This is a genomic window from Paenibacillus sp. 19GGS1-52, assembly GCF_022369515.1.
Classification (GTDB): domain Bacteria; phylum Bacillota; class Bacilli; order Paenibacillales; family Paenibacillaceae; genus Paenibacillus_AQ.
Map to the genome: position 1 here is coordinate 4,186,223 of NZ_CP059724.1, position 23,104 is coordinate 4,209,326.

At 45.9% G+C, this 23,104-nt stretch carries 22 protein-coding genes, 1 pseudogene and 1 riboswitch; of the genes and pseudogenes, 9 read left to right on the plus strand and 14 right to left on the minus strand.

Going from position 1 to position 23,104, the window contains the following annotated elements; translation table 11 throughout:
* Positions 1–41: 41 nt before the first annotated feature.
* The 3 genes from abnB to H1230_RS19550 form a co-directional block, all read right to left on the minus strand.
* Positions 42–1,499: an arabinan endo-1,5-alpha-L-arabinosidase AbnB gene (abnB, locus tag H1230_RS19540; protein ID WP_275591259.1), complete on the minus strand. Its 1,458-nt coding sequence runs from the start codon at positions 1,497–1,499 to the stop codon at positions 42–44.
* A 269-nt stretch (positions 1,500–1,768) separates the two neighbouring features.
* On the minus strand, positions 1,769–2,836 hold the full coding sequence (locus H1230_RS19545; protein ID WP_239711586.1) for an ABC transporter ATP-binding protein: 1,068 nt from the start codon (positions 2,834–2,836) through the stop codon (positions 1,769–1,771).
* A gap of 160 nt (positions 2,837–2,996) precedes the next feature.
* Positions 2,997–3,965, minus strand: coding sequence for a phosphotransferase family protein (locus H1230_RS19550; RefSeq protein ID WP_239711587.1), 969 nt, complete (start codon positions 3,963–3,965; stop codon positions 2,997–2,999).
* A gap of 77 nt (positions 3,966–4,042) precedes the next feature.
* Here H1230_RS19550 and fabV point away from each other — a divergent pair, with 77 nt between their 5' ends.
* Positions 4,043–5,233 (plus strand): enoyl-ACP reductase FabV, encoded by a 1,191-nt coding sequence (fabV, locus tag H1230_RS19555; protein WP_239717413.1) that lies wholly within the window; start codon positions 4,043–4,045, stop codon positions 5,231–5,233.
* 85 nt (positions 5,234–5,318) lie between these two features.
* On the opposite strand, the gene H1230_RS19560 is transcribed toward fabV, so the two are convergent.
* The 5 genes from H1230_RS19560 to H1230_RS19580 all read right to left on the minus strand — a co-directional run bounded on the left by H1230_RS19560 (position 5,319) and on the right by H1230_RS19580 (position 10,391).
* Positions 5,319–6,299, minus strand: a complete 981-nt coding sequence (locus tag H1230_RS19560; RefSeq protein WP_239711588.1) for a phosphotransferase family protein — start codon at positions 6,297–6,299, stop codon at positions 5,319–5,321.
* A gap of 102 nt (positions 6,300–6,401) precedes the next feature.
* Positions 6,402–7,370, minus strand: coding sequence for a sugar phosphate isomerase/epimerase family protein (locus H1230_RS19565; protein WP_239711589.1), 969 nt, complete (start codon positions 7,368–7,370; stop codon positions 6,402–6,404).
* Between the two features lie 42 nt (positions 7,371–7,412).
* Positions 7,413–8,477 carry a Gfo/Idh/MocA family protein gene (locus tag H1230_RS19570; protein WP_239711590.1) on the minus strand — a complete coding sequence of 355 codons (1,065 nt, stop codon included), beginning with the start codon at positions 8,475–8,477 and terminating at the stop codon, positions 7,413–7,415.
* A gap of 47 nt (positions 8,478–8,524) precedes the next feature.
* Positions 8,525–9,631 carry a Gfo/Idh/MocA family protein gene (locus H1230_RS19575; protein ID WP_239711591.1) on the minus strand — a complete coding sequence of 369 codons (1,107 nt, stop codon included), beginning with the start codon at positions 9,629–9,631 and terminating at the stop codon, positions 8,525–8,527.
* Positions 9,624–10,391: a sugar phosphate isomerase/epimerase family protein gene (locus H1230_RS19580; RefSeq protein WP_239711592.1), complete on the minus strand. Its 768-nt coding sequence runs from the start codon at positions 10,389–10,391 to the stop codon at positions 9,624–9,626. Before H1230_RS19580 ends, H1230_RS19575 begins: the two co-directional genes overlap by 8 nt.
* A gap of 313 nt (positions 10,392–10,704) precedes the next feature.
* Between H1230_RS19580 and H1230_RS19585 the strand changes: the two genes are divergently transcribed.
* The gene (locus tag H1230_RS19585) at positions 10,705–11,523 is read left to right on the plus strand and encodes a helix-turn-helix domain-containing protein (protein ID WP_239711593.1); all 819 of its coding nucleotides are present in this window, start codon (positions 10,705–10,707) and stop codon (positions 11,521–11,523) included.
* Here H1230_RS19585 and H1230_RS19590 read toward each other — a convergent pair.
* Positions 11,482–11,754, minus strand: a complete 273-nt coding sequence (locus tag H1230_RS19590; protein WP_239711594.1) for a hypothetical protein — start codon at positions 11,752–11,754, stop codon at positions 11,482–11,484. The genes H1230_RS19585 and H1230_RS19590 overlap by 42 nt on opposite strands.
* 202 nt (positions 11,755–11,956) lie before the next feature.
* Between H1230_RS19590 and H1230_RS19595 the strand changes: the two genes are divergently transcribed.
* Positions 11,957–12,637, plus strand: a complete 681-nt coding sequence (locus H1230_RS19595; protein WP_239711595.1) for a TIGR00266 family protein — start codon at positions 11,957–11,959, stop codon at positions 12,635–12,637.
* A 343-nt stretch (positions 12,638–12,980) separates the two neighbouring features.
* Here H1230_RS19595 and fur read toward each other — a convergent pair whose 3' ends face one another.
* The gene (gene fur / locus H1230_RS19600) at positions 12,981–13,454 is read right to left on the minus strand and encodes a ferric iron uptake transcriptional regulator (protein ID WP_239711596.1); all 474 of its coding nucleotides are present in this window, start codon (positions 13,452–13,454) and stop codon (positions 12,981–12,983) included.
* A gap of 296 nt (positions 13,455–13,750) precedes the next feature.
* Between fur and H1230_RS19605 the strand changes: the two genes are divergently transcribed.
* Positions 13,751–14,344, plus strand: a complete 594-nt coding sequence (locus tag H1230_RS19605; RefSeq protein WP_239711597.1) for a hypothetical protein — start codon at positions 13,751–13,753, stop codon at positions 14,342–14,344.
* Between the two features lie 106 nt (positions 14,345–14,450).
* Entirely contained in the window at positions 14,451–15,128 is a 678-nt protein-coding gene (locus H1230_RS19610; protein ID WP_239711598.1) for an S-layer homology domain-containing protein, read from the plus strand.
* An 85-nt stretch (positions 15,129–15,213) separates the two neighbouring features.
* On the opposite strand, the gene H1230_RS19615 is transcribed toward H1230_RS19610, so the two are convergent.
* The 4 genes and pseudogenes from H1230_RS19615 to H1230_RS19630 form a co-directional block, all read right to left on the minus strand.
* Entirely contained in the window at positions 15,214–15,966 is a 753-nt protein-coding gene (locus tag H1230_RS19615; RefSeq protein ID WP_239711599.1) for an amino acid ABC transporter ATP-binding protein, read from the minus strand.
* A 15-nt stretch (positions 15,967–15,981) separates the two neighbouring features.
* A complete protein-coding gene (locus tag H1230_RS19620) occupies positions 15,982–16,650 on the minus strand; it encodes an amino acid ABC transporter permease (RefSeq protein ID WP_154117415.1) in 669 nt (222 codons plus the stop codon).
* A gap of 35 nt (positions 16,651–16,685) precedes the next feature.
* Positions 16,686–17,520, minus strand: a pseudogene (locus H1230_RS19625) (amino acid ABC transporter substrate-binding protein).
* A 233-nt stretch (positions 17,521–17,753) separates the two neighbouring features.
* On the minus strand, positions 17,754–19,274 hold the full coding sequence (locus H1230_RS19630) for a DHA2 family efflux MFS transporter permease subunit (protein ID WP_239711600.1): 1,521 nt from the start codon (positions 19,272–19,274) through the stop codon (positions 17,754–17,756).
* A gap of 192 nt (positions 19,275–19,466) precedes the next feature.
* On the opposite strand from H1230_RS19630, the gene H1230_RS19635 reads away from it, so the two are divergent.
* The 4 genes from H1230_RS19635 to H1230_RS19650 all read left to right on the plus strand — a co-directional run bounded on the left by H1230_RS19635 (position 19,467) and on the right by H1230_RS19650 (position 23,094).
* On the plus strand, positions 19,467–20,114 hold the full coding sequence (locus H1230_RS19635; RefSeq protein ID WP_239711601.1) for a TetR/AcrR family transcriptional regulator: 648 nt from the start codon (positions 19,467–19,469) through the stop codon (positions 20,112–20,114).
* A gap of 121 nt (positions 20,115–20,235) precedes the next feature.
* A riboswitch (TPP riboswitch) is annotated at positions 20,236–20,340 on the plus strand.
* 180 nt (positions 20,341–20,520) lie between these two features.
* A complete protein-coding gene (locus H1230_RS19640; protein ID WP_239711602.1) occupies positions 20,521–21,303 on the plus strand; it encodes an ABC transporter ATP-binding protein in 783 nt (260 codons plus the stop codon).
* Positions 21,284–22,060, plus strand: coding sequence for an ABC transporter permease (locus H1230_RS19645; protein WP_239711603.1), 777 nt, complete (start codon positions 21,284–21,286; stop codon positions 22,058–22,060). The genes H1230_RS19640 and H1230_RS19645 overlap by 20 nt, the downstream gene beginning before the upstream one ends.
* Positions 22,057–23,094, plus strand: coding sequence for an ABC transporter substrate-binding protein (locus H1230_RS19650; protein ID WP_239711604.1), 1,038 nt, complete (start codon positions 22,057–22,059; stop codon positions 23,092–23,094). Before H1230_RS19645 ends, H1230_RS19650 begins: the two co-directional genes overlap by 4 nt.
* The last annotated feature ends 10 nt before the right edge of the window (positions 23,095–23,104 follow it).

Sequence of the window (23,104 nt, forward strand, 5' to 3'; positions counted from 1 at the left end):
GATCACTCCTTCATTTGCTATTGTACCATCTTTGACAGCTATTACTCCACTGAGACGTGACTTCCCCAGATTGACACACCCTCCTTGGAGGTTGCCGTGAACGTCATCACTTGGCTACCGGTTCCCTCGTTCCACTCTCGTAGGAACACACCGTAATATATAGTCCCGTCAATGGTCAACTCGGCAGTATGTTCTCCGCTAAGCTTCCATGTTCCTGTGACCGCTCCTGAGATCTTACCGTCATCAGTGAGTGCGATTGGTTCAGACTCTACAACATCAGCCGTTATATCCTTGTTGTGATTAATATATTTGTAGTCACCCGTTACTTCCTTCTGCTTATATTTGCCGATTGTTTCGCCACTATAGCGATGAGGAGCGACAACGGGCCAATCTTCACTATTCATAAACATCTGATGTACCCGCACCTCATGTTCCTCACCTCGACCAGGGAAGCGTGTATGGAAAATTAAATAATACTTGCCTGTATCCTTATCATAATAGGCCGAATTATGGCCAGGTGAGATGTAACCGTCGCCAACCGATGCCGATTCAACCTCCGTGTTCTGGAATTCAAAATTGCCCATCAGTTTGACCCCATAAGGTGAGTAAGCCGGATCGTCGAACAGAACTCCAGCAGTTCCCTGTGCATTAATCATTTCCTGGCCTGCGGAGTCCTCAAATGGTCCATCAGGATTCTTGGAACGAGCTACGCGGATGTTATAGCCTCCACTAGCATCCAGTCCCCCGTACGAAAGAAACAGATAATAATAATCGGTTTCGGGACTGTATAACATATAGGGACCTTCAATCCGGGCATGATTGGCACCTAGCAGCTTCTTCCCATATCCCTGATCCGGCAACGGGAAGCCTGTCTTCGCATCCAATTGCAGTACAAAGATACCACCAGAATATGATCCATAAACCATCCATAGCTTACCATCCTTATCAAAAAAAACATCCGGGTCCACTACATTTGGCTTTACAGTAGCATCATAAATTTCACCATCATCACCTACACCAGTCATCCCGGATTTCAGAATAATGCCCGCATTCTTATACGGCCCTTCAATACTGTCTGCTACGGCTATGCCCATCGCAGATAGCGGAGAATCTCCTCTACAAGCGTCATAATACATATAGAACTTTCCATCGGCCAGTTGAATGACATCAGGCGCCCATAACGTATCTGATTGGGCCCAAGCTAAGGTCTCACTTAATTCTTCTTTCACATTTGGAATAAGTACATTTCCGTCGGCTACTCCTGACGATATTTGCGTCCAAGATAGCAAATCCTTTGATTTGGCCGATGCCAAATGGGAACCAAACACATAATACGTATCCTCTACTTTAATCACGGAAGGATCATGTACGGACACATTTTGAAAGACGGGTGCTGCAACGATCTTCGTATTGCTATTCGTATTCCCAGAATCGGATCCACTGCTGCAGGCTGTAAGCAAAGAAACAGAAAGCAAAGCGGTTAATGTTCTTTTTCTCATCATTCGACCTCCTATGTATACCCTTTCATTTTGGAACGAAAGCGGAAAATAGTCAATCCTTTTATTTATATATGTTAGTTTTGTTTCATATTTATATAAACTATAAGTAGAAGTAGACAAAAAAAGAAACGACTTTACCATCCGTAAAGGGACGATATTCGTTTCGCGTACTGACCTAGTGAGGCTTGCTTCGTTTCATCCATAAAAAAACGCCAAGCCCTAAAAAGCAGGCCTGACGCGTTAAAGTTTATTTCAAGTTGTACTACAGCCTAAAATTCATTATTCTCAACTAATATCGGCTGAGGATAAGCATTCGGCAAGACACGTTGTCTCTTCTTCACGACTGCGGGTGGCTCTACCACTGGGGCTAACGGATGCATTAACCATGACTTCACTAGATGCGTATCCGATACTCTGTAAGTTGGCGGTTCCTTCTCCATATCAATCTGCATAGCATAAGTGCTGCGCAGTGCAAATGCATCACCTTTTGGTGGTTTGATTAGATCGGGAGGCGTACCAGGAATAGCTGTGAGCAACGATCCTTTGCTTTCCAGACTTGGCATTGATGCGAGCAATCCCCAAGTATACGGATGACGTGGATCGTAGAAGATTTCAGCTGCAGTACCCATTTCTACAATTTGTCCAGCATACATAACGGCCACACGGTCTGCCATTCTGGCTACAACACCGAGATCATGGGTAATAAAAATAATTGCGGTGTCAATTTTCTTCTGCAATTCCTTCATCAAATCGAGAATTTGCGCCTGGATGGTTACATCGAGTGCAGTTGTTGGCTCATCCGCAATCAGCAGCTTAGGGTTAGCAGCAAGTGCCATAGCTATGACAACCCGCTGGCGCATCCCGCCACTGAATTCATGGGGATACTGTTGAAAGCGCCGCTCAGGAGAAGGAATCCCCACAAGATTAAGCAGCTCAATACCCCGTTTGTGTGCAGCATCCTTAGACAACTTCTCATGTTTGAAAAGAACCTCAGTAATCTGTCTGCCAACCTTCATCATTGGATTAAGGGAGGTCATCGGATCTTGAAAAATCATGCCGATCTCTTTGCCGCGAATCTTCTGCATTTGCTTCTCGGATTTGCTAATCAGATCTTCACCATTGAACAGAATCTGACCGCGCTTGTATTCACCTGCTGGTTCCGGAACGAGCTTCATGACTGCTTGTGAAGTTACACTTTTACCAGAACCGGATTCCCCTACGATCGCTAGGGTTTCTCCTTTATCCACATGAAAACTCACGCCACGAATGGCTTGTACTTCTCCTCCGCGTGTTCTGAAAGATATTGCTAGGTCTTTTACCTCTAAAAGGCGCTCCATCTTGTCACCCTCTCTAATTTCCATATATTATGATAATGATTCTCAATAATTATATAAGCAATAAGATATATTCTATCTATTTTTATAGGGTTAAGTCAAGATTTTTCTGAAAATTGACCACTTGTTGAATACACATCATTATGATTTCATAAACTGTCCTTTAGAGTTTCTCCTGAAACCGTTCCCACCCCTCCAAGAGATTGTCATGCGCCCATTGTAAATGGCCAACACTGTCGTACTTGCGGGAATAACATTCAATGAAGTAGATTAGATCAATATATAAATCATATAAGTTCTTGCGAGCGGATTCATTAGGACTGTCAAAATTGCGTCCATACCCTCTGCAGAAATGTTCGGAGTTCTCGATATAGCGGAAGTAATATTCCATTAGTGGGTCTCCCCAAAGTGCCCGCTCCCAATCAATCAGCGCTACGATTCTGCCGTCACGCACGAACACGTTGCCATCCCACAAATCCCAATGTATCAGTCGTGGCTCCGTCACTTCATCCAGGACGTGTGAAATTGTCGCAACACTGGCCTCAATAGTCTCCACAGTAATCGGCATCTCTGCTCCCAGACGTCGTGCATCCTCCAATAAACTGGTAAACATATACATGAAGGTATCACGCCACGAACTGGCTGCTGCCTGTGGTGCCACACTAAATAATCCAAAGCGTTCTCCACGGATCTCGTTAATGATACGATTATAGCGTCCCAGCTCAGACTCAATAGCAGCTCGTTCTTCAACTGTTAGCTCATCCTTGATTTCATTGTAGGGTTGGCCTATTATTTTCTCCATGAAGAAGTAATCACATGGTATGATCGTGCGGCTGGTATCATAGCCAATCACTTGCGGAACTGGCACAATCCCTTTAGCCTTTATCAATTTCAGCGCTTCAACTTCAGCCAGCATAATATTGTGTTCATAGCTCAATATTTCGATCTCAGCAGCTGGTGCAATCTTAAGAATGACTCCTCTGCCGTTAGATAATTGCAGATCATAAGCTGCGTTAAAATATCCACCTGTAAGCTCCATCCGCTGGACAATGGTCACTTGGCTTCCAAAAGCAGTACTCACCATGTGGTCCTGCTGCTCTACTGTTATTTTTGATTTTGTCAGGCTTTCCAAGGCATCAGCACCACCATTTCATCTTCTATAAATTCTTTCTGATCTATATTATAACTGAAAGCGAGGAACTAAAGATGATGATCATCAAACCCAGAACACGCGGGTTTATCTGCACCACTGCACATCCGGCAGGCTGTGCACATCAAGTACAGCAGCAGATAGAGTATGTACAGTCACAACCGCAGATCAAAGGTCCCCGCAAAGTGCTTGTTATTGGCGCCTCAGCTGGTTATGGTCTAGCTTCGCGGATTGTAGCGGCTTTCGGAGCTGGCGCCAGTACAATAGGTGTCTATCGTCAAAGCATTAGCAGTGAAACCAGAACAGCTTCTGCCGGCTGGTATAATTCAGCGGCTTTTGAGAAGCTCGCCCAAGATGCCGGACTGCAATCCTATAGCGTTACCGGCGATGCTTTTTCCCAAGAGACTAAGGATCGAACTATCGAGCTCATCCAGAGCGAAATGGGACAAGTCGATCTTGTCATATACAGTGTTGCATCCGCACGTCGAACTGATCCAGAGACGGGAGAGAACTTTAATTCCGTACTTAAACCCATCGGCAGCACCTATACCAATAAGACGGTAAACTTTCATACTGGTGAAGTAAGCCTTGTGTCCATAGAACCGGCTACAGATAAGGAAGTACTGGACACGGTTAAAGTAATGGGCGGAGAGGATTGGCAGCTATGGATTAATGCGCTGCTGCAAGCCGGAGTACTTACCAATGATGCCGTAACTATAGCCTACTCTTATATGGGATCTGAGATTACCAAAGCTGTCTACCGTGGAGGAAGCATTGGACGAGCGAAAGATCATCTCGAAGCTACAGCTTCACAGCTTAACGAACAATTAGCGGTGCATGGAGGCCGTGCTTATGTAGCTGTAAGTAAAGGACTGGTCACACAATCCAGCTCAGCGATACCGGTTGTACCTCTGTATATTTCTGCCTTGTATAAAGTCATGAAAGAACAAGGGCTGCATGAAGGCTGTATTGAACAAGCCTACCGCTTGTTTGCGGATCGGTTGTACGCTGCTGAAGGGACGGCGGTTGACGAGGAAGGACGGATCAGAATCGATGATTTAGAGATGGCTCCATCTGTACAGGATGAGGTTACTCGGCTTTGGGCCAAACTGTCGACAGAGAATATCTACAAACTATCTGACCTGCTTAACTACCGACGTGAGTTCTTCCAGCTATTTGGTTTTGAGATCGAAGGTATAGATTATGAAGCTGAGATTGAGCAAGCGGTGACGATTCCCAACTTGCGTTAAGTAACAAACTCATAATTTATGGAGATTGCCAGCAAGAAGGCCGGAAACCTCGCTAGAGGGGTCCGGTTTATTTTTGTGAATAACTTTACCCTTCAACCCCATCAGCGCCTCTGAATCGGTTCCAGCCCTGAATCAGGTTATCATGAGCCCACTGCAGATGGTCTTCATTCTTATATTGACGTGAAAAACATTCAATATAAAGGATAAGGTCAAGGTACAGATCATACATTTTCATGCGCAATTGCTCGTTTGGACTGTTAAACTCAACGCCATAACCCTTGATGAAGGCCGGAGAATTCTCTAAATGGCGAAAATAGTACTCTAACAGCACATCGCCCCACAACGCCCGCTCCCAATCTATGATGGATGTAATTCTCCCATTCTTGACAAACACATTGCCGTTCCACAAATCCCAATGAACTAGCCGAGCTTCGGTCACTTCATTCAATATAGGTAGATACTTTATGATCTCAGTCTCAATTTCTTCAATTGAAGCAGGCAATTGTACGCCAAGGCGACATCCGTCAGCAAGCAATTCATGCATCATCGAAGTAAATATAACTCCCCAGGTAACCCCCGCTTTGTCTGAAGATTGTGAGAAATAACCGAAGTGTTCTCCTTTCACCTCATTAATGATACGGTTGTAACGTCCCAACTCCGTTTCTATGTACTCTTGCTCTGCTTGAGACAGGCTTTCTTTGATCTCATTGTAAGGCTGACCCTCAACTTTCTCCATAAAAAAATACGGACAGGGTATCTGCTTCAAACTATCGTCATAGCTATATACTTCAGGCACGGGCACTGACCCTATACCCCCAATCAAGCGCAGTGCTTCTACCTCAGTAAGCATAATATTCTTCTCGTAGCTCAGTGTTTCAATCTCCTCGGAAGGAGCCACCTTTAGGATCACTGATCGACCATCGCTTAATTCAAGTTCATAGGCTGTATTAAACATACCACCAGTCAGCTCTGATTTATTATTGATGCTTGTCTCAAGGCCAAAAGCGGTCTGCACCAATAGATCCAGTTGATTGTCCGTTAATTTTGTTTTTGTAAAGCTCTCCATATTCTTGCCTCCCATTATGGATATTCAGAACAGAAAGCCGCCAAATATCTCTGGCGGCTTCATTATGCTGTCATTTCATATGAAATTTCTGGATCTAAATGATTAAACCCACCACATATCGGCAAGCGGTTCCTCAATTAACACTTGGCGAAGATTATCCACGGCCTTGGAGAAGCCTTCTTCGACTGACATCAGCCCATCTTCATGTTCAATGCTGACGACGTAATCATAACCTACCAAACGCAGAGCACTGATGATATCAGCCCAGGTCTTGAGATCATGACCATAACCAACCGAACGGAACTGCCAGGCACGGTCGAGCATATTTCCATAAGATTGCATATCTGTTACCCCATGCATATTGACATTGATCGGATCAATGACCGTATCTTTGGCGTGAAAATGATGAATGGCTCCTTGACGTCCCAGAATATGAATGGCTTGTACCGGATCGATACCCTGCCACCACATATGACTTGGATCCAGGTTGGCTCCGATAACCTCACCCACCGCTTCTCTTAACCGCAGCAATGTGCCTGGTGTATGCACGGAGAAACCTCCATGCAGCTCCAAACCGATCTTCACATCATGCTGTTCAGCAAACGCTCCCCATTCCTTCCAATAAGGAATGACTTTGTTCTCCCATTGCCAGGACAGAATTTCCTGGAAATCATTAGGCCATGGTGCGACCGGCCAGTTCGGATATTTCGCATCCTCATGGTCTCCCGGACAGCCTGAGAACGTATTGACGACAGGAATGTTCAGCTTCTGTGCTAATTTGACCGAGTTTACAAAATCCTCATGATCCTTGCGGGCAAGTGCCTTTTGTGGATGCAGCGGATTGCCGTGGCAGCTCAGCGCACTGATTATAAGGCCACGAGAATCTACAGCATGCTTAAATTCTTTAAGCGCCGTCTCATTCTCCAGCAGCAGCAACGGATCACAATGACTATTGCCGGGATTGCCACCTGTACCGATCTCAACAGCCTTCAGTCCTTTGGAGACTACATAATCAAGCGCATCCTCCAGCTTACGACCTCCGAATAACACCATAAATACTCCAAGTTTCATAATATGCCACCTCTCAATAGAGAACAATTTATTTCAATCGACTTAATAGATGTCAAAATCCTGTACCACTTGATGTGTTTCAGCTGCTTCAAAGATGACTTCGATCAGGTTCAATACACGCAGAACCTCCGTATTAGTAACAATAGGCTCTGCTTTCCCCTCAATCACGGCTGCAAAATTATCATAGAAGCTAGAAGGAAGCTGTGAGGCTGGCGGCAAGGCTTCCGTAACAGTAGCCCCTTCAGAAGGAGGCGCCATTGTTTTGGTGAGTCCAACACCAGCACGGATAGGTTTAGGCTCAATAATAACCGAATCATGATTTCGCGTCACAATTTTACCAGTCAAGGACCAATCCTCAATTATAGCGGTTCCTTCAAGTCCTTTGACATACCATCTCGGCAAGGTAATGAAATTGGTTGTCCCAACCTCAATCAATGCTTTGACACCATTCTCAAATTGCAGAGTTGCTTCAAAGCCGTCATCTACTTCATTACCTAAAATATAGCTTAAATGGCTGGTTACACTTGTGATCTTACTATCTATTAAGAATAATAGTTGATCCAATAAATGCACGCCCCAGTCCAGAAGCATGCCCCCACCCTGTGCTTTTATATGACGCCAGTCACCGGGAATGCCATTCGCTCCATGTACGCGCGATTCGATTTGGAACAATGTTCCAATGGTTTCCCGTTCATACATTTCTCTAATAACCAGGAAATCTTCGTCCCAGCGTCTATTCTGATGAACCATCAATATCCGTTCAGCTTCTGCAGCTACGGCAAGCATTTCTTCAAATTCAGCCTTGGATGAAGCAACAGGCTTCTCACAGATGACATGCTTTCCGGCTCTCAGGGCATCTATGGCGATATCTTTATGCACATCGTTTGGTGTTGCTATCAGAACAGTCTCCACCTGTGGATCTGCCAACACATCTTCGAAACTTTTGTATACAGAATAACCTGCTTCAACGGAGGCCGCCTGGCGGTAATCTAACAAATCGTAGGTACCTACAACTTCTAAGGAAGCATTCTCCTTTATCAGCTGTGCGTGATAGCTGCCCATTCCCCCAAAGCCAATGATGACTACAGAATGTTTTTTTGAGCTCATGGATTCCACTCCTATTTCTTTAAATATACTCTATTTAATTAGTTAATTTAATTGTCAGATGTTCCGTCAAAATAAACAGCGCGGCCGGTACGAGCCGATTCGTAAATAGCTTCCAAAATTTGCGTCACAACGAAAGCTTGCTCTGGCTTCACTACAGGTTCTGTATCTTCTCTGACTGCCTTAAGCCACAGACGGGCTTCTCGTGCAGCTGCATCCTCTTCGCCGCCACTATAGAAGGCAACTCCGCCCGCAGACAGGTCTACTTTGGTCTCGAATAAACGTCCGCCCTTATCGCCATTGAAGCGCAGGCCGTCCGCCATATCCGCACCACCTTCAGTACCTGCAAGCAGCGTCTTAGCTTCTCCGATCTCGGAAACATTCAGCGCCCAGCTGGATTCCACTACGATGGTTGCTCCATTCTCCATAGTGATGAAACCAAAAGCCGAATCTTCAACCTTGAACTGTTCAGGGTCCCATGTACCAAAAGCATTGCCGGCACTGCCAACATTTTCCCGTTGTCCAAGCTTATGGAAGGTAGAGCCAACCACCATGCGCGGTTTGTAATTATCCATCATCCACAACGTCAGATCAAGTGCATGCGTACCGATATCGATCAGAGGGCCGCCGCCTTGTTTCTCTTCATCCAGGAATACGCCCCATGTAGGAACAGCACGTCGGCGCACTGCGATCGCTTTGGCATAATAAATATCACCGAGCTCCCCATTTTCACAAGCAGCCTTCAGGTACTCGCTATCAGCACGGAAACGATTCTGGTAAGCAATAGACAGCTTCTTGCCGGTGCGGCGCGCGGCGTCCAACATTTCCTGTGCTTGAGCTGTTGTCTTGGCCATAGGTTTCTCACACATTACATGGTTACCAGCTTCCAGTGCGGCAACTGTAATCTCAGAGTGACTGTCATTCGGTGTACACACATGAACGATATCAAATCCTCCAACTTCCAACAGCTTGCGGAAATCAGTATAGACAACTGCGCCTTCAGCTCCAAAAGCCGCAGCGGCTTCCTGTGCACGTTCCTCTACGATATCGCAAAAAGCCACCATTTCTGCGTCAGCTTGACGCGACAAACTAGGCATATGTTTCCCGTTTGCGATACCCCCGCAACCGATAATAGCAATTTTCAACTTATTAGACATGAACTTTTCCTCCCTGATCTGCGTATGCTTTAACCCATTTCAAACTATCTGCAACACTTTCAAGTGGTGAGCGGCTGCAATAATCCTGCTCCACTACAGCCCATTCTGTGCCTGCTTGTTCAGCAGCTGCCAAAATGGCGCCAAGATCCACTATGCCTTCACCCAGTACAACGGTTTCTGCTGTTCCATCTTCACGTTTCTTCATATCCTTCAGATGAATGATCGGCAGACGACCTGCGTATTTGTTAATATATTCTACCGGATCATAACCACCATAATAGACCCAACAAGTATCCATCTCAACCTTTAGCAGCTCGGACGGCACGGTTTCAAACAAAAAGTCAAAGGCAGTGCGGTCACTAAAGCGCTCCGTAAATTCAAAATCATGATTATGATACGAAAGTACAGCTCCACCTGCTTGGCACTTCTCACCGATAATCCGCAGATTTGCAGCCACTTCTTCCCAGTTGCGCTGTTCCTCAGTCAAATAGGGAACGATCAGATTAGAATTGCCAATCTCAAGGTTAAAGGCAATTTCTTGTTCTGTATCCTTCAGCAAAGTATCATACGGACGGTGTGCTCCAAGAGCGACTAGTCCGGTATCCTTAAGCAGTTGCTTCACTTCTGCTGCGGTACGGTCGAAAAAGTGGTAAAATTCCACTCCGCTATAACCGAGCTCTGCCACCTTGCGCAGTGTTCCTTCGAAATCCTGCTCCAGCTCTTCTCTCAGCGTGTACAATTGCAAGCCTAACTTCAACATCTTCTAATCACTCCAATGGTTTGGGTTTAAGTTCTAAGATATTACCGCTAACTCGACCCATATCAGGAACGCCTACAGCGATCACCTGAACAAAAATGCTGTTTCTCGAATTCATCAACGAAGTACTCTCTGATATTCGGACAGCCTATCAGGCCTGCTAATATAGCTTTAATGCCCCAATATAGCCTCCTCTAGTCAATATGTATCATTCCGGCTTAGATACATGGTAATATGAAAGCGTGTGAAATAAAATGAATAATATGATCGAAACATGAACAATTTGCTTATCATTTAAAATCACTCAGGAGGTCTCATGACATATACTGCTGCTTGTCACGTTCTTTCCGCAGGTTTTTCCTATCACCGCAAGCCATTTCACATGTCGCAAAGTGAAGGAATCAAGAATTATCTGATTCGTCTGCAAACCGAGGGGCGTAGCCGTGCCCTTATCGATGGAGTGATGTCTCCTGTGGAAAGTGGTGACCTTATGCTGTTCGCCCCCAATGATCCCTATTATCTAAGCATAGACAAAGAGAACTATCCTGTAGGCAAACCGCGCATTGTCAGCGGCGATTATCATATCTTTTGCGGTGGAGCCTGGATTGAGGAATGGTGGAATCGAGTTCAGCGTCCCGCTCGTCAAAGCTTGCCGCTAAGCGACAATTTTCTGGGTTTATTCCGCCAGCTTGTACTTGAACAACGGCGTTTATCTGACTTCTCCCCGGAAATTTCCGCCTGTTATCTACAAATTGTATGTATGGAAATTGATAGGCTGATGACAGATCAGCCTGCGATTACTCCAAAAGGCTATCTGGCCTATCGCATGAAGCAATATGTTGAGGAGCATGCAGCATTCCCCTTTCACTTAGAGGATGTCGCAGGCCACGTTGATATTTCCGTCTCTCGGGCTGTTCATCTTTTTAAGGAAGCTTTCGGCAAGAGCATTATTAAATACGTCAATGATGTGCGACTTGAGATGGCGCGGGAACGAATCACCTTCAGCCCAATGCCACTCGAGCATGTAGCCGAAACCTGCGGCTTTGCCAGCTATACCTATTTTCACCGCGTGTTCCGCAACCGGTTCGGCATGTCACCCAAGGAGTTTCGTGTGCATAGCAGAGAGCTGGTATGAAGTATATACACTAGGTCGAAAGTTGAATTCACCGCATACAAAAGGAGCGCCATCAGGGAAGATCCGCTCCTTGTGTTTAATCTTATTCAGTTGCTCTCGCTTGCTTGGTGTCACCCGGACATGCTGGGAAATAGCGCCATAATCTTGATTGATTCTCCGTTTGTTGACTTCGCTCCACATTCCGGAACGCTCAGCCTTAAGCAAGGCTTTTTGGGTTTTGGTTCGTGCCATGTAGCACCACTCTCCTGTTCGTTGGGGGATAGTTTTTAATATTAAATTATAACTTTAATTTTAGCATAAATGCGTAAATTCTGCAGCACAACAACGGCAAAATCCCTAACATTTACAGTAGACTATGAGCGTAGCCGTGATTTCAGTATAATGAGAACAAAGCTGTCTATCCTTTTCATAATAGATTCGGAGGAGTATAGGAATGAAATACGATATTTTGTATGAAGGTGCGTTTGCAATGCTTAAGGTACATTTAGATTCGGGTGAAAGCGTCAAAGCAGAAATGGGAGCAATGGTCGCCATGTCACCTAACGTTGAGTTGCGCGGAACGGTGGATGGCGGGTTGATGCGTGGACTAGGCAGAATGCTGAGTGGAGAGAAGTTCTTCTTTCAGGAGCTTACTGCCACCAGAGGCCAAAGTGAAGTGCTGCTATCCCCAGGCTCCCTCGGTGATATTCAGGCGATTGAGCTGGACGGCTCCTATAAGCTTTTTGTACAGAAAGACGGATTTCTGGCTGGCACACACGGGATTCAGGTAAACACGAAGATGCAGAATCTGACCCGGGGCCTCTTTTCCGGTGAAGGGTTCTTTATCATTGAGATCAGTGGCAGTGGAACCGTATTCCTATCTTCCTTCGGTGCGATTCATGCCATCAACCTGGAGCCTGGGGAAGAAATGATCATTGATAACGGGCATCTTGTGGCCTGGCCTGATTATATGGATTACAAGGTGGAAAAAGCAGCCTCCGGCTGGCTGAACAGCTTGACCAGCGGCGAGGCGCTAGTATGCCGGTTCCGCGGCGAGGGCGTAGTGCTGGTGCAGAGTCGGAATCCCGGCAGCTTCGGGACATGGATTAAATCTTTTGTGCCGAACAGACCTTAATTATGGAAGCAACCTGCATCAATTGATCGTTTAACGGCAATTTTTAACAGCATTTACTGATGTTAAATCATTGGGTTTATCTACATTCCAGAAATTAACAGCATATAATGCCGTTAATTTCCCTACAGTTTAAGAAATCAGCATCCAATCGACGAATTAACGTCAGAAATTCATGTTAATTGGTCTTCAAGACAGAAATTACTCAAATTAGCAGCAGAAATTCATGTTAAAAAATTCTACTTTGCTACTTAGGAGCGAATCTCTAATACTCCCACCAAAAAATCCAGTCTCCATTTCATCAACGGAGGCTGGATTTTTTTATTTGGAGCTTATCATAATATTATTAAGAAACTGCCTTGCATTCCTTTTCTCTTTTGCAGCCCGTTCTATTGCAGGTCTCGTAAGTCCCCTTGAAATCAAGACGGTGATCCGTAACTTTAAAGCCGTATTCCCGTTCCACTCTGCTCTCCAGCTCCAAGAGCCAGTCATCCTTGATTTCTTCCAGTCTTCCGCAAACACTGCATATCAAATGGTGATGCATGTGGTCATGATCATTATCACGCAGATCGTAGCGAGCTACTCCATCGCCGAAATTCATCTTCTCCACGATATGAAGTTCACATAACAGTTCCAGCGTCCGATAAACCGTTGCCAGCCCAAGATGCGGATAAGTGCTCTTGACCATCATGTATACTTCCTCAACGCTTAAGTGATCCTTCTCATTATCTAACAACACCTTGACTATAGCTTCGCGTTGGGGTGTTAATTTATACTGTTGCGCTGCAAACTGCTGACTGATATTCATAATTGGATTCATAGGGTCTCCTACCTTTCCGGAACGATGCAATATTCGCACCTTCTGAGACGTACCTCATCTAAGTAACTTAACATTTAGCCTAATTAGTAATGGTTACGATATAAGCATAACAAAATTGCCCACAAATGAAAAGAGCCTGACATTAGTATAACATCTCTTACCCTACATCCAAAGCTACTTTATAACAAAATTGTTTATAAAATATTTCTTATGTCCAAGCAGTTGTACAATCAGAACTCAAGCCGCTCCCCATACCTTATATAAACTGTTTATTTGATAAAGGAGAATCGGGCTGGATGAAGCAATCATCAACAAAAGAACTCCAATCAACAAAAGAACTCCAAATACGCCGGAACGCTCAAGCACTGCAAAAGGTAGCTAAATCCATGCTACCCTTCTATAGAAAGATCGCCACGAATCGCACCTTCGCTGGGCAATGGTCAACAGCTGTTACCTCTGCCGATCTCACGCTAATGGGCAAACTGCTGGCCAGTATCCCTGCACTTTCTAAGACTACGGATTACGGGACGAACGGTATCGGCTATTTTGTTTCTTTCCCTTTCCCGTATCCCATTGCCTTCTACACTAATGGCACAACGATTCCACCAGGGACTGTACAGTTCACCTTCAGCACAAGAGCACATCGCAGCATCGCTCGTGCGCTCCTCCCACTGTACCGGAAGTTAGCTACCTGCTGGAGCTTCGCTGAAGCCTTTGCCCGAGCTATCGAGAACAAGGACAACAATACTATTACCTATATGGTTCATAAATGGGTAACATCAAGCGATCTGAGAACTGTGAGCATTGAGGATTCGGGTGTTGCTCTGCTGTTTAGGCCCAAATTCAGTAATTATCCATACCGTAATCTGCTGTTTCGCGAAACTCATTAAAATTTATGGTTTTCAAATAGATTGCCTGCAACCTTTCCCGAATTTGCTTCGTCAAAGGAGTTGTAAATGGCCAAGCGGCCTAACTCTACTACGAGGTGGAATAACTATGAACATTAAGAAAACAACTATCGCAGCCATTACAACTGTATCGCTGCTTACCTTCTCTCTTGGAGGACAGATTTTTGCAGCAGGTGGTAGCTTTAAGGATGTAGATACTGTAAATGGCAAAGAAAAGATAATCTCCTTAAAGGATCAGGGTTTGATTAAGGGTGTTTCGGATACCCAGTTCGTTCCCGGTTCCAAAGTAACTGTAGCCCAAGGTATTCAGTTCATTTCCGGTGGACTTCAACTGAGTCTTGCTGCTATCGACTTCAACAAAGCTCCGGTAGCCAGCGGCTTATTCACACATGTTAAAGATAACGCTTGGTATGCTGAAGCCTTTATCAATGCACACTACAATGGTGTTGAGATTCCTGCGGATATTGATCCTTCCAAGCCAATGACCAAAGAGCTGTTTACTGTCTTACTGATGCAGGCTACTGAAAAAGTCGGCAATCTGCCAATGATCAACATTATCCCGACTGATATTGCTGACTCTGACCAATTCGATCCTGCTTCCCAAGGCGGCATTCAGCGTTCGCTCAAATACAATATCAACACCTTGGATGCAAAAGGCAACTTTAATCCAAAAAGTGAAATCACCCGTGCTGAAGCTGCTGTGATGCTCTATAATGCTGTTGAGTTCTTGAAATCTCGGGCTGACGTAACTCCACCACAAAGCTAAGACTCTATCTATATGCAGCAGACTTTGAATTAAACCAAAGGCAGTCCAAGGGTTATCCTTGGACTGCCTTTTGGTCGTATTCTACTTATATTTCTTCTCCGTTAAGTCGGTTGAGGAATTGTAGGGCACGTGGATTCCTTGGATGCTCCAGCACCTCCTGCGGGCTGCCTTGCTCTAATATGAGGCCGTCATCCATCAGTATAATCCGGTCTGCCACATCAGCGGCGAATTTCATCTCATGGGTTACAATAACCATGGTCATACCTTCTCTAGCCAATTGCTTGATAACCTTCAGCACTTCCCCCACTAGCTCAGGATCAAGCGCCGAGGTGGGCTCATCGAACAGTAGAACCTCCGGCTCCACAGCCATGGCTCGGGCAATGGCCACTCGTTGCTGCTGTCCACCGGACAGCTGATGTGGATAAGAATCTGCTTTATCAGCCAGCCCCACCTTGTCCAGCAACGCAAGTGCGCGCTTGCGCGCTTCCTCTTTGGAGCGCTTTTGAACGGTTATCTGTCCTTCCATCACATTCCCTAGCGCTGTCATATGCGGAAACAGATTATAAGATTGGAAGACCATCCCTGTTTTTCGACGTAAGGCTAGCACTGATTTATGCTCTATTCTCTTCGCATCCGTAAAGTTGATCTTCACATCGGCCAAAGATATGCTTCCTTGGTCGGGTAATTCTAACAAGTTGAAGCAACGAAGCAGTGTCGTTTTGCCGGAACCGGATGGGCCGATGATTACCAGCACCTTACCATGTTCCAGACTAAGATCCACACCCTTCAGTACTTGCAATGAGCCGAAGGATTTATGCAAATCGAGTATTTCTATCAAGCATATCTCTCCTTTCTAGCTCGCCGAGTAACGATCCAGCCGTTTTTCCAAGTAATTTTGCAGCGCCGACAGAACCGAACAGAACAACAAGTAACACACTCCAGCTTCGCTATAGACCAGCAACGGTTCATAGGTTGTTGCAGCCACTTGCTGCGCAGTTTTAAACATTTCCATATAAGTGATAGTGGCAGCCAATGAAGTGTCCTTAACCAAGCTAATAAAAGAGTTGGATAACGGAGGCACCGATACACGTGCTGCTTGTGGCAGAATAACGCGACGCAACGCCTGACCACGGGTCATGCCGACCGAAAATGCAGCTTCCCACTGGCCTTTATGTATGGACAGTATGGCGGCACGGACAATTTCTGAAGAATAAGCACCTACACTAAGCGTGAACCCGATTGTAGCAGCAATAAACGGGTCCAGCACAATTCCAACCGCAGGCAATCCATAAAAGATAATAAAGAGCTGTACCAATAACGGGGTTCCACGAATGACCCACACATAGAAACGGGCAATCAACTTTGGAATCATCCAAGGGGATAGACGAACTAGTGCAGTTAATACCGCCAATAGTAACCCCAGCGCAAATGAAACCAAAGAAAGTGGAATGGTAAAAGCCACCCCGGCTTTAAGCAGGGGTAGCAATGAATCTAACAAAATCTGTATTTTACGGTCATCCATTGTTCAGACATCCTTCTTGGACCTTAGTCCATCTGTTATTTGGAAACATCGGCCCCAAAATACTTTTCGGAAATTTTCAGATAAGTTCCGTCGCTCTTAATTTCTGCCAGTGCATCGCTGACAGCTTTGACTAACTCGTCATTTCCTTTAAGGAAAGTTGCAGCACTATGCGAACCTTCAGCAATTTCGTCTACCACTTTAATCTTTACATCCGGCTTTTGCTTCTTAAGATCCAGATAGGACAAACCATCGTTTACTGTTGCATCAATGCGCCCTGAAGTCAGCAGATCAATAGCCTGATTGAAGCCATCCGTCGCTACGATTTCAGCACCATTATCGCGGGCAATGTCGGATAAGTTGCTCGTCAGGGATTGACCGGCTTTTTTACCCTTGAGATCAGCGAAGGTCTTTATGTCTGTGTTATCGGCACCAACGATCAGCACAGCCTTGGACACAATGTAATCATCGGAGAAGTCATATTTCACTTTACGTTCATCTGTAATAGAGACTTCATTAAAGATAACATCGAAGCGTTTAGCATCCAGGCCCGCAAAAATACCATCCCACTGCGTTTCGAAGAATTCGGCCTCAACGCCAAGTCGTTTGGATACTTCTTCTGCGATCTCCACATCAAATCCGGTTAGCTTGATAAGTGAAAGGTGCGTATGTTCCTTCTGTAGCAATTCGTAGTTTGCCGCTGGCTTTAATAACCTCAAGACTATTCTGTTCCGCCGGTGCAACTGTTGCAGCGGCTCCCTCGGTTGCTGCTGCGGTAGGTTCGGCCGCTGTATTGTTGTTTGAATTATTGCCGCAAGCCGCCACAAGTACCACAGTCAGCGCCAATAGAATAATCAAGCTAAGTTTTTTCATTTCGTAAATCCCCTCTCATAACATTCTCTGTATTTTCCGGATTATTACCGGGCAAGTTGAATAGTACACTGTCATGTCATATTCGTCAATGATTTTTTCCGATTAATAACATCGGATTAATAATGTTAGCTAATATTTCTAATTCAGACACAAAAATATCCCCGCAGCCTTGTTAAAGGCGCGGGGATATTTGCACAATGCTATTCGGTTAATAATGCGACTTACAATATGCATTAGCCGTGCATAACTTCAGGAATAGCCTGATTCTCTGGGTCGCTTTCCTCTCCCTTGTGGCCTCTGCGCAGCAGAAGACCTAGTACAGCACCGCCGATTGCCACGAACATCATAATGTGGAAAGTATCGTCGAAACCTTTGGCCAGCACAACCTGTGCCGCTTGCTTCACTGCCTCAGGGGATGTGCTGCCTGTGGAAGCACCTGAAGCAGCCGCTGCCTCCTTCATTTCAATCCCGCGCGCGGTAGCTCTGGAGGTAAGAATGGTCACCAATGTGGAGACCGCCAAGGAATTGATGACTTGCTGCATCGAATTGGTTAGTGAGGTCACCCGATTAACGAGATGACGAGGCGCCTTATTCAACAGATGCGTATTCATGGGCATCATCATCATACCCATCCCTGCTCCACACATAATCAGGGGCAGTATAATATCACGACTCTGCGTAGTTAAATCTACATGTGAGTACTGGTAAAGTGCCCCTGAGACCAGACTCAGCCCGCAGACGACCAGCCAACGTACCCCGATCTTATCAAACAAAATGCCGGCAATCGGCATCATAATCCCAGAAGCAATCGCTTGTGGCAGCAATGTCAATCCTGTATCAAAAGCACCAAACCCGCGCGCCTGCTGCAGAAATTGCGGAAGCAGGAACAAGGCGCCATATAATCCAAACTGGGCAATCCATTGCACCAGAATACCTGTGCTGAAATCTATCGAGCGAAGTACACGCAGCTCCAGAAGCGGTGTCCGTGTCCGCAGTTCCACTATAACAAAAGCGATTAATGCAATAATACCTACAGTTAAGCCAATAAGCGTCTTGTCAGAGGTCCAGCCCTGTGCGCCCTGGCTCACAGCATAAGACAATGAGGCAAAGGCTAATGGCCCCAGAACCATTCCATACTTATCGACACCGGGTACCTGTCCTCTTTCAACCTTTGGCAGTTTTCTATATCCTATTAGCAGACAGATGATGCCGATTGGAATATTGATCAGAAAAATCCAGCGCCATGAATGGTACTCCACCAGCCATCCTGATAGCACTGGGCCGATTGCCGGAGCAAATAACACCGGAATGCCCATAATTCCCATTACAACGCCAACTTTACTCCGAGGTGCCAGTTTGTAAACGTAAGCCATACCAACTGGCAGCACGCAGCCTCCACCCAGACCTTGAATAACCCGAAACACAATCAGCCACTCCGCACTGCTCGGTGTAGAACAGAGAATCGAGCCTAATGTAAATAGAACAACTGCGCTCAAAAATACGGTTTTGGCACCAAAACGGTCTGATAGCCATCCGGAAAGCGGAATTACTGAGGCCTGCGCCAGCATATAGCCAGTCACGATCCATTGCAGGGTATGCAGATCCGTATTAAAGTCCTTGACCAGTGTAGATAAAGCCACATTCATCGCTGTACTATCTAGTACAACCATAAATACACCAGCAATAATGGCCAGCAACGGAACTAAAATACTTGATAACCGAAAATCTGCGTCCGACTTCAGCGTTTGCTCCATTCTCTTTCTCCTCCTGTTGTCCCAGCAGTGAGTATGTTGACCTCTTCGCGGGTTTGTCTATATAATGAGTTGAACGGACAACTGTCCGCTGTCTTTTTTATTAGTTTACGGACAATTGTCCGCTGTGTCAATTAAATTCTCCTTCTTTTCTGCAACTATTGCAACTATATGATGTGTTTCTGAAAGGAGTCTATGATGACAAAGATAAACGGGGATGCAAATTCACCTCCCAAACAAGCAAACAGTTCACAAGAGGCTGCCAAGGATCCTTACGTAGAGCGAATTTTGGATGCCGCTCGCCAGCTATTTCTAGAGAATGGTCTGGAAGCCGTCAGCATGCATAGAATCGCCAAAAAAGCCGGGATTGGACAAGCCTCCTTATACCGTCGTTTCACAGATATAGGCGAGATTTGCTCGGTACTACTGCGAGACAACTCCGAACGCTTTTTGAATGGCATGGAGCAAGAGATACAGTTGACCTCAGAAGATCTTCCCGCTTTCGAACGTTTACAGAGCAGCATCGAGCGGGTGGTGGATTTCCTAGAGCAGCATGCGGAGCTGTTGAATCTTATTAAGACAGAATTCACCGGCAAAAAACAGCTTACTCAGTTCGAGCATCCTTTTTTCCAAAGACTAAATGTTATTCTCTTTCAACTGCTGCAGCAGGTTGCCGCACGAGCCGAGAGCATCCCGATTGATCCCCAGTTTGTTGCAACGGCGCTGGTTTCCGTGCTCAGTCCAGATCTCTATTTGTTCCAGAAAAAGGTTCATGGCCGGTCTAAAGAACAAATCACAAAGGGGATCATCACACTGTTCGTCACGGGGCTTCGGAACCCCTGATTTACTGCCTCCGTTCTTTACTTCTCGCGAAGATATGATATATTAGTAAACAAATCAAGAAGAACGGCTTCGCCGTCCTTTATGGACGGTACCCGTTTCTTCGAGAAATATATTGACCTATTAATTTCACTAGGGGAGTCTTTCGACTGAGACGGAGCAATTATGCTCTAGACCCTTGGAACCTGATCTGGATCATACCAGCGGAGGGAAGTGGAACGAAACCTTCATGTGATGCATTCTTGAGTCTATGCAGACAGAACTTTCGGCCCATTCATTTCCTCTATGGAAATGGATGGGCCTTTATTTGTTTAAGCCTAGGCTCCATAAAACTAAGCCCATGCTTTCGAAGTAGTTTTATTGCGAAGGTTCTCAGAGGGGGTAATGCTCCATAAAACTTTTAGGAGGTTTGCTCATTACGGAAACACTTACGATTCGAGATTTGGCCTATGCTTATGCTCATTCTTCACAGTCCTCAGTATTCGCGGAAGTATCTATGCATATCCATCAGGGAGAGTTCATCTCTGTGGTAGGCGCCAGCGGATGCGGAAAAAGCACATTATTCAAGATCATTGCTGGTTTATTGGAACCTACTAGCGGAGAAATTAACTTTCACAGTGAAGTTTCCTACTCTACCCGCTTGGGCCAAATCGCTTACATGCCTCAGCAGGATCTGTTATTGCCCTGGCGGACGGTATTGGACAACTGTCTCTTGCCCTGGGAGCTAAAGCTGAAGCGGGACCAGAGCAAAAAAGAGAGTATCGCTCAGATTCGCGGGATGTTGCAGCGTTTGGGTCTAGCAGAGCTTGAAGATGCTTATCCGCAGGAGCTGTCAGGCGGTATGAAGCAACGGGTTGCTTTTCTCAGAACACTTGTTGCCGGAGGAAATCTGATGCTGCTGGACGAGCCCTTTGGTGCCCTTGACGCTATGACTAAACGAGAAATGCACAAATGGCTGCTGGAGTTGTGGAGCGAGCTAGATAAGACGGTGTTATTCATTACACATGATCTTGAAGAAGCCCTGCTGCTCAGTGACCGCATCTATCTGATGACTGGTGGCTTAGCGGGTGGAATTCAGGAATTCATTGTCGATTTACCAAGACCGAGACATTACAAGCAGAACTATGAGCCGCGGTTTATTGCCCTGCGTGAGGATTTGGAGCGGAGACTGTATGAGACCCACACTTATTAAAAAGCTGCTGTCGGACTACGGTCCCTTCATCTTGCTTGTCCTTCTAATACTGATCCTCTGGGAGTTGGTGGTACAGCTGGGCTTCATTCCGTCTTTCATCCTTCCTGCACCGACGTCGATCTGGATGGCCCTGTTCACGCACCGTAAACTATTGTTCGGGCAGCATCTGCTGGCAACACTTCAAGAGGTATTGCTAGGCTTCATGATGTCGGTTACCTGCGGCACACTGCTGGGCATTGGAATGCACATGTTCCGCCCGCTTCAAAAGGCTCTGTATCCCTTTCTGATCATCAGTCAGACGATTCCGTTAATTGCCCTCTCACCTATCTTCATTATGTGGTTCGGTTATACGCTGTGGAGCAAGGTTGCTGTCGTGTTCCTGACCGCCTTTTTCCCGATTGTCGTCGCTACCTATGACGGCCTGCATAAAAGTGATCGAGCTTACGAAGAACTGCTGTTAACGATGGGCGCCTCTCGCTGGCAAGTACTCAGGACCCTTGGGCTCCCGCTGGCGCTGCCCTCCTTCTTCTCCGGCCTAAAGCTGTCCATCGTCTATTGCGTTATCGGCGCTACGATTGGAGAATGGCTTGGCGGCAGCCAAGGACTTGGTTATTACAGCCGCCGGATGGCGGGGAGTATGCAGAGTGACGAGATGTTTGCCGCTGTATTCCTACTCTCAGCACTTGGGATTGCATTGTTTCTGGGCATAGCCCTGCTCGAAAAGATTACTTTTAAGAAAAGAGGCTCTTATCGATGATTTCTTCCCGCAAATCACACAAATTGTTGCTGCCCGTAATTTCCCTCTGTCTCGTTCTGCTCTTGAGTGGCTGTGGAAATAATGAACAATCAGAACCGGCAACTGCTAATTCTCCCCCAAGTGAATCTACTCAACCTCATAAGCTGACGTTAATGCTCGACTGGTATCCCAATGCGGTGCATTCGTTTCTGTACGCTGCAGAGCAGAATGGATATTTTACCGAGGAAGGATTGGACGTTGAAATCAAAATGCCCGCCGACAGCAATGATGCTCTGAAGCTCGTTGCCGCGAATCAAATTGATCTGGCCCTCAGCTACCAGCCCCAAGTGCTTATGGCCCGTGCTGAGAAGATCCCTGTTAAATCTATTGCGGCCATCGTTAGGCATCCTCTGAATCATCTCATGGTTCCAGCCGACAGCGGAATTAGCAGTCCCAAAGATTTAGCTGGAAAAAATATTGGCTATTCCTCCATCCCGCTATACGAAGCAATGGTTCGCACCATGATCAAAAGTGATGGTGGTGATCCTCAGGCAAGCAACTTGATCGATGTAGGCTTTGACTTGATTCCCGCTATTACCACAGGACAGGTAGATGGAATTATGGGTGGATTTATCAATCACGAACAGCTGATTCTGGAAAAAGAAGGCCATCCTGTCACCTCGATAAACCCAACGGATTACGGTGTTCCTGACTATTACGAACTTGTGCTTGTAGCCAGTGAGCAAGGCTTGCAGAATTCTGAAGCCTATTTCACCAAATTCATGAAGGCGATCACGAAGGGTCAACAGTTCGTTCAGGAGCATCCGGATCAGGCACTCGCTCAACTGCTGAAGCATGAAGATGCAACTTCACCCCTCGACCAAACCATCGAGCAGGCAAGCTTGCAGATTCTATTGCCACTTATGGATGCTGGAGAAGAACCCTTTGGATATCAGGACCCCGCATCTTGGGAAAAGGTACATCAGTGGCTGAGTGAGAATGGATTGCTGTCCTCTGAGATCAAGACTGAGGATGCATTCATTAATCTCAAGTAAAATTAAAATT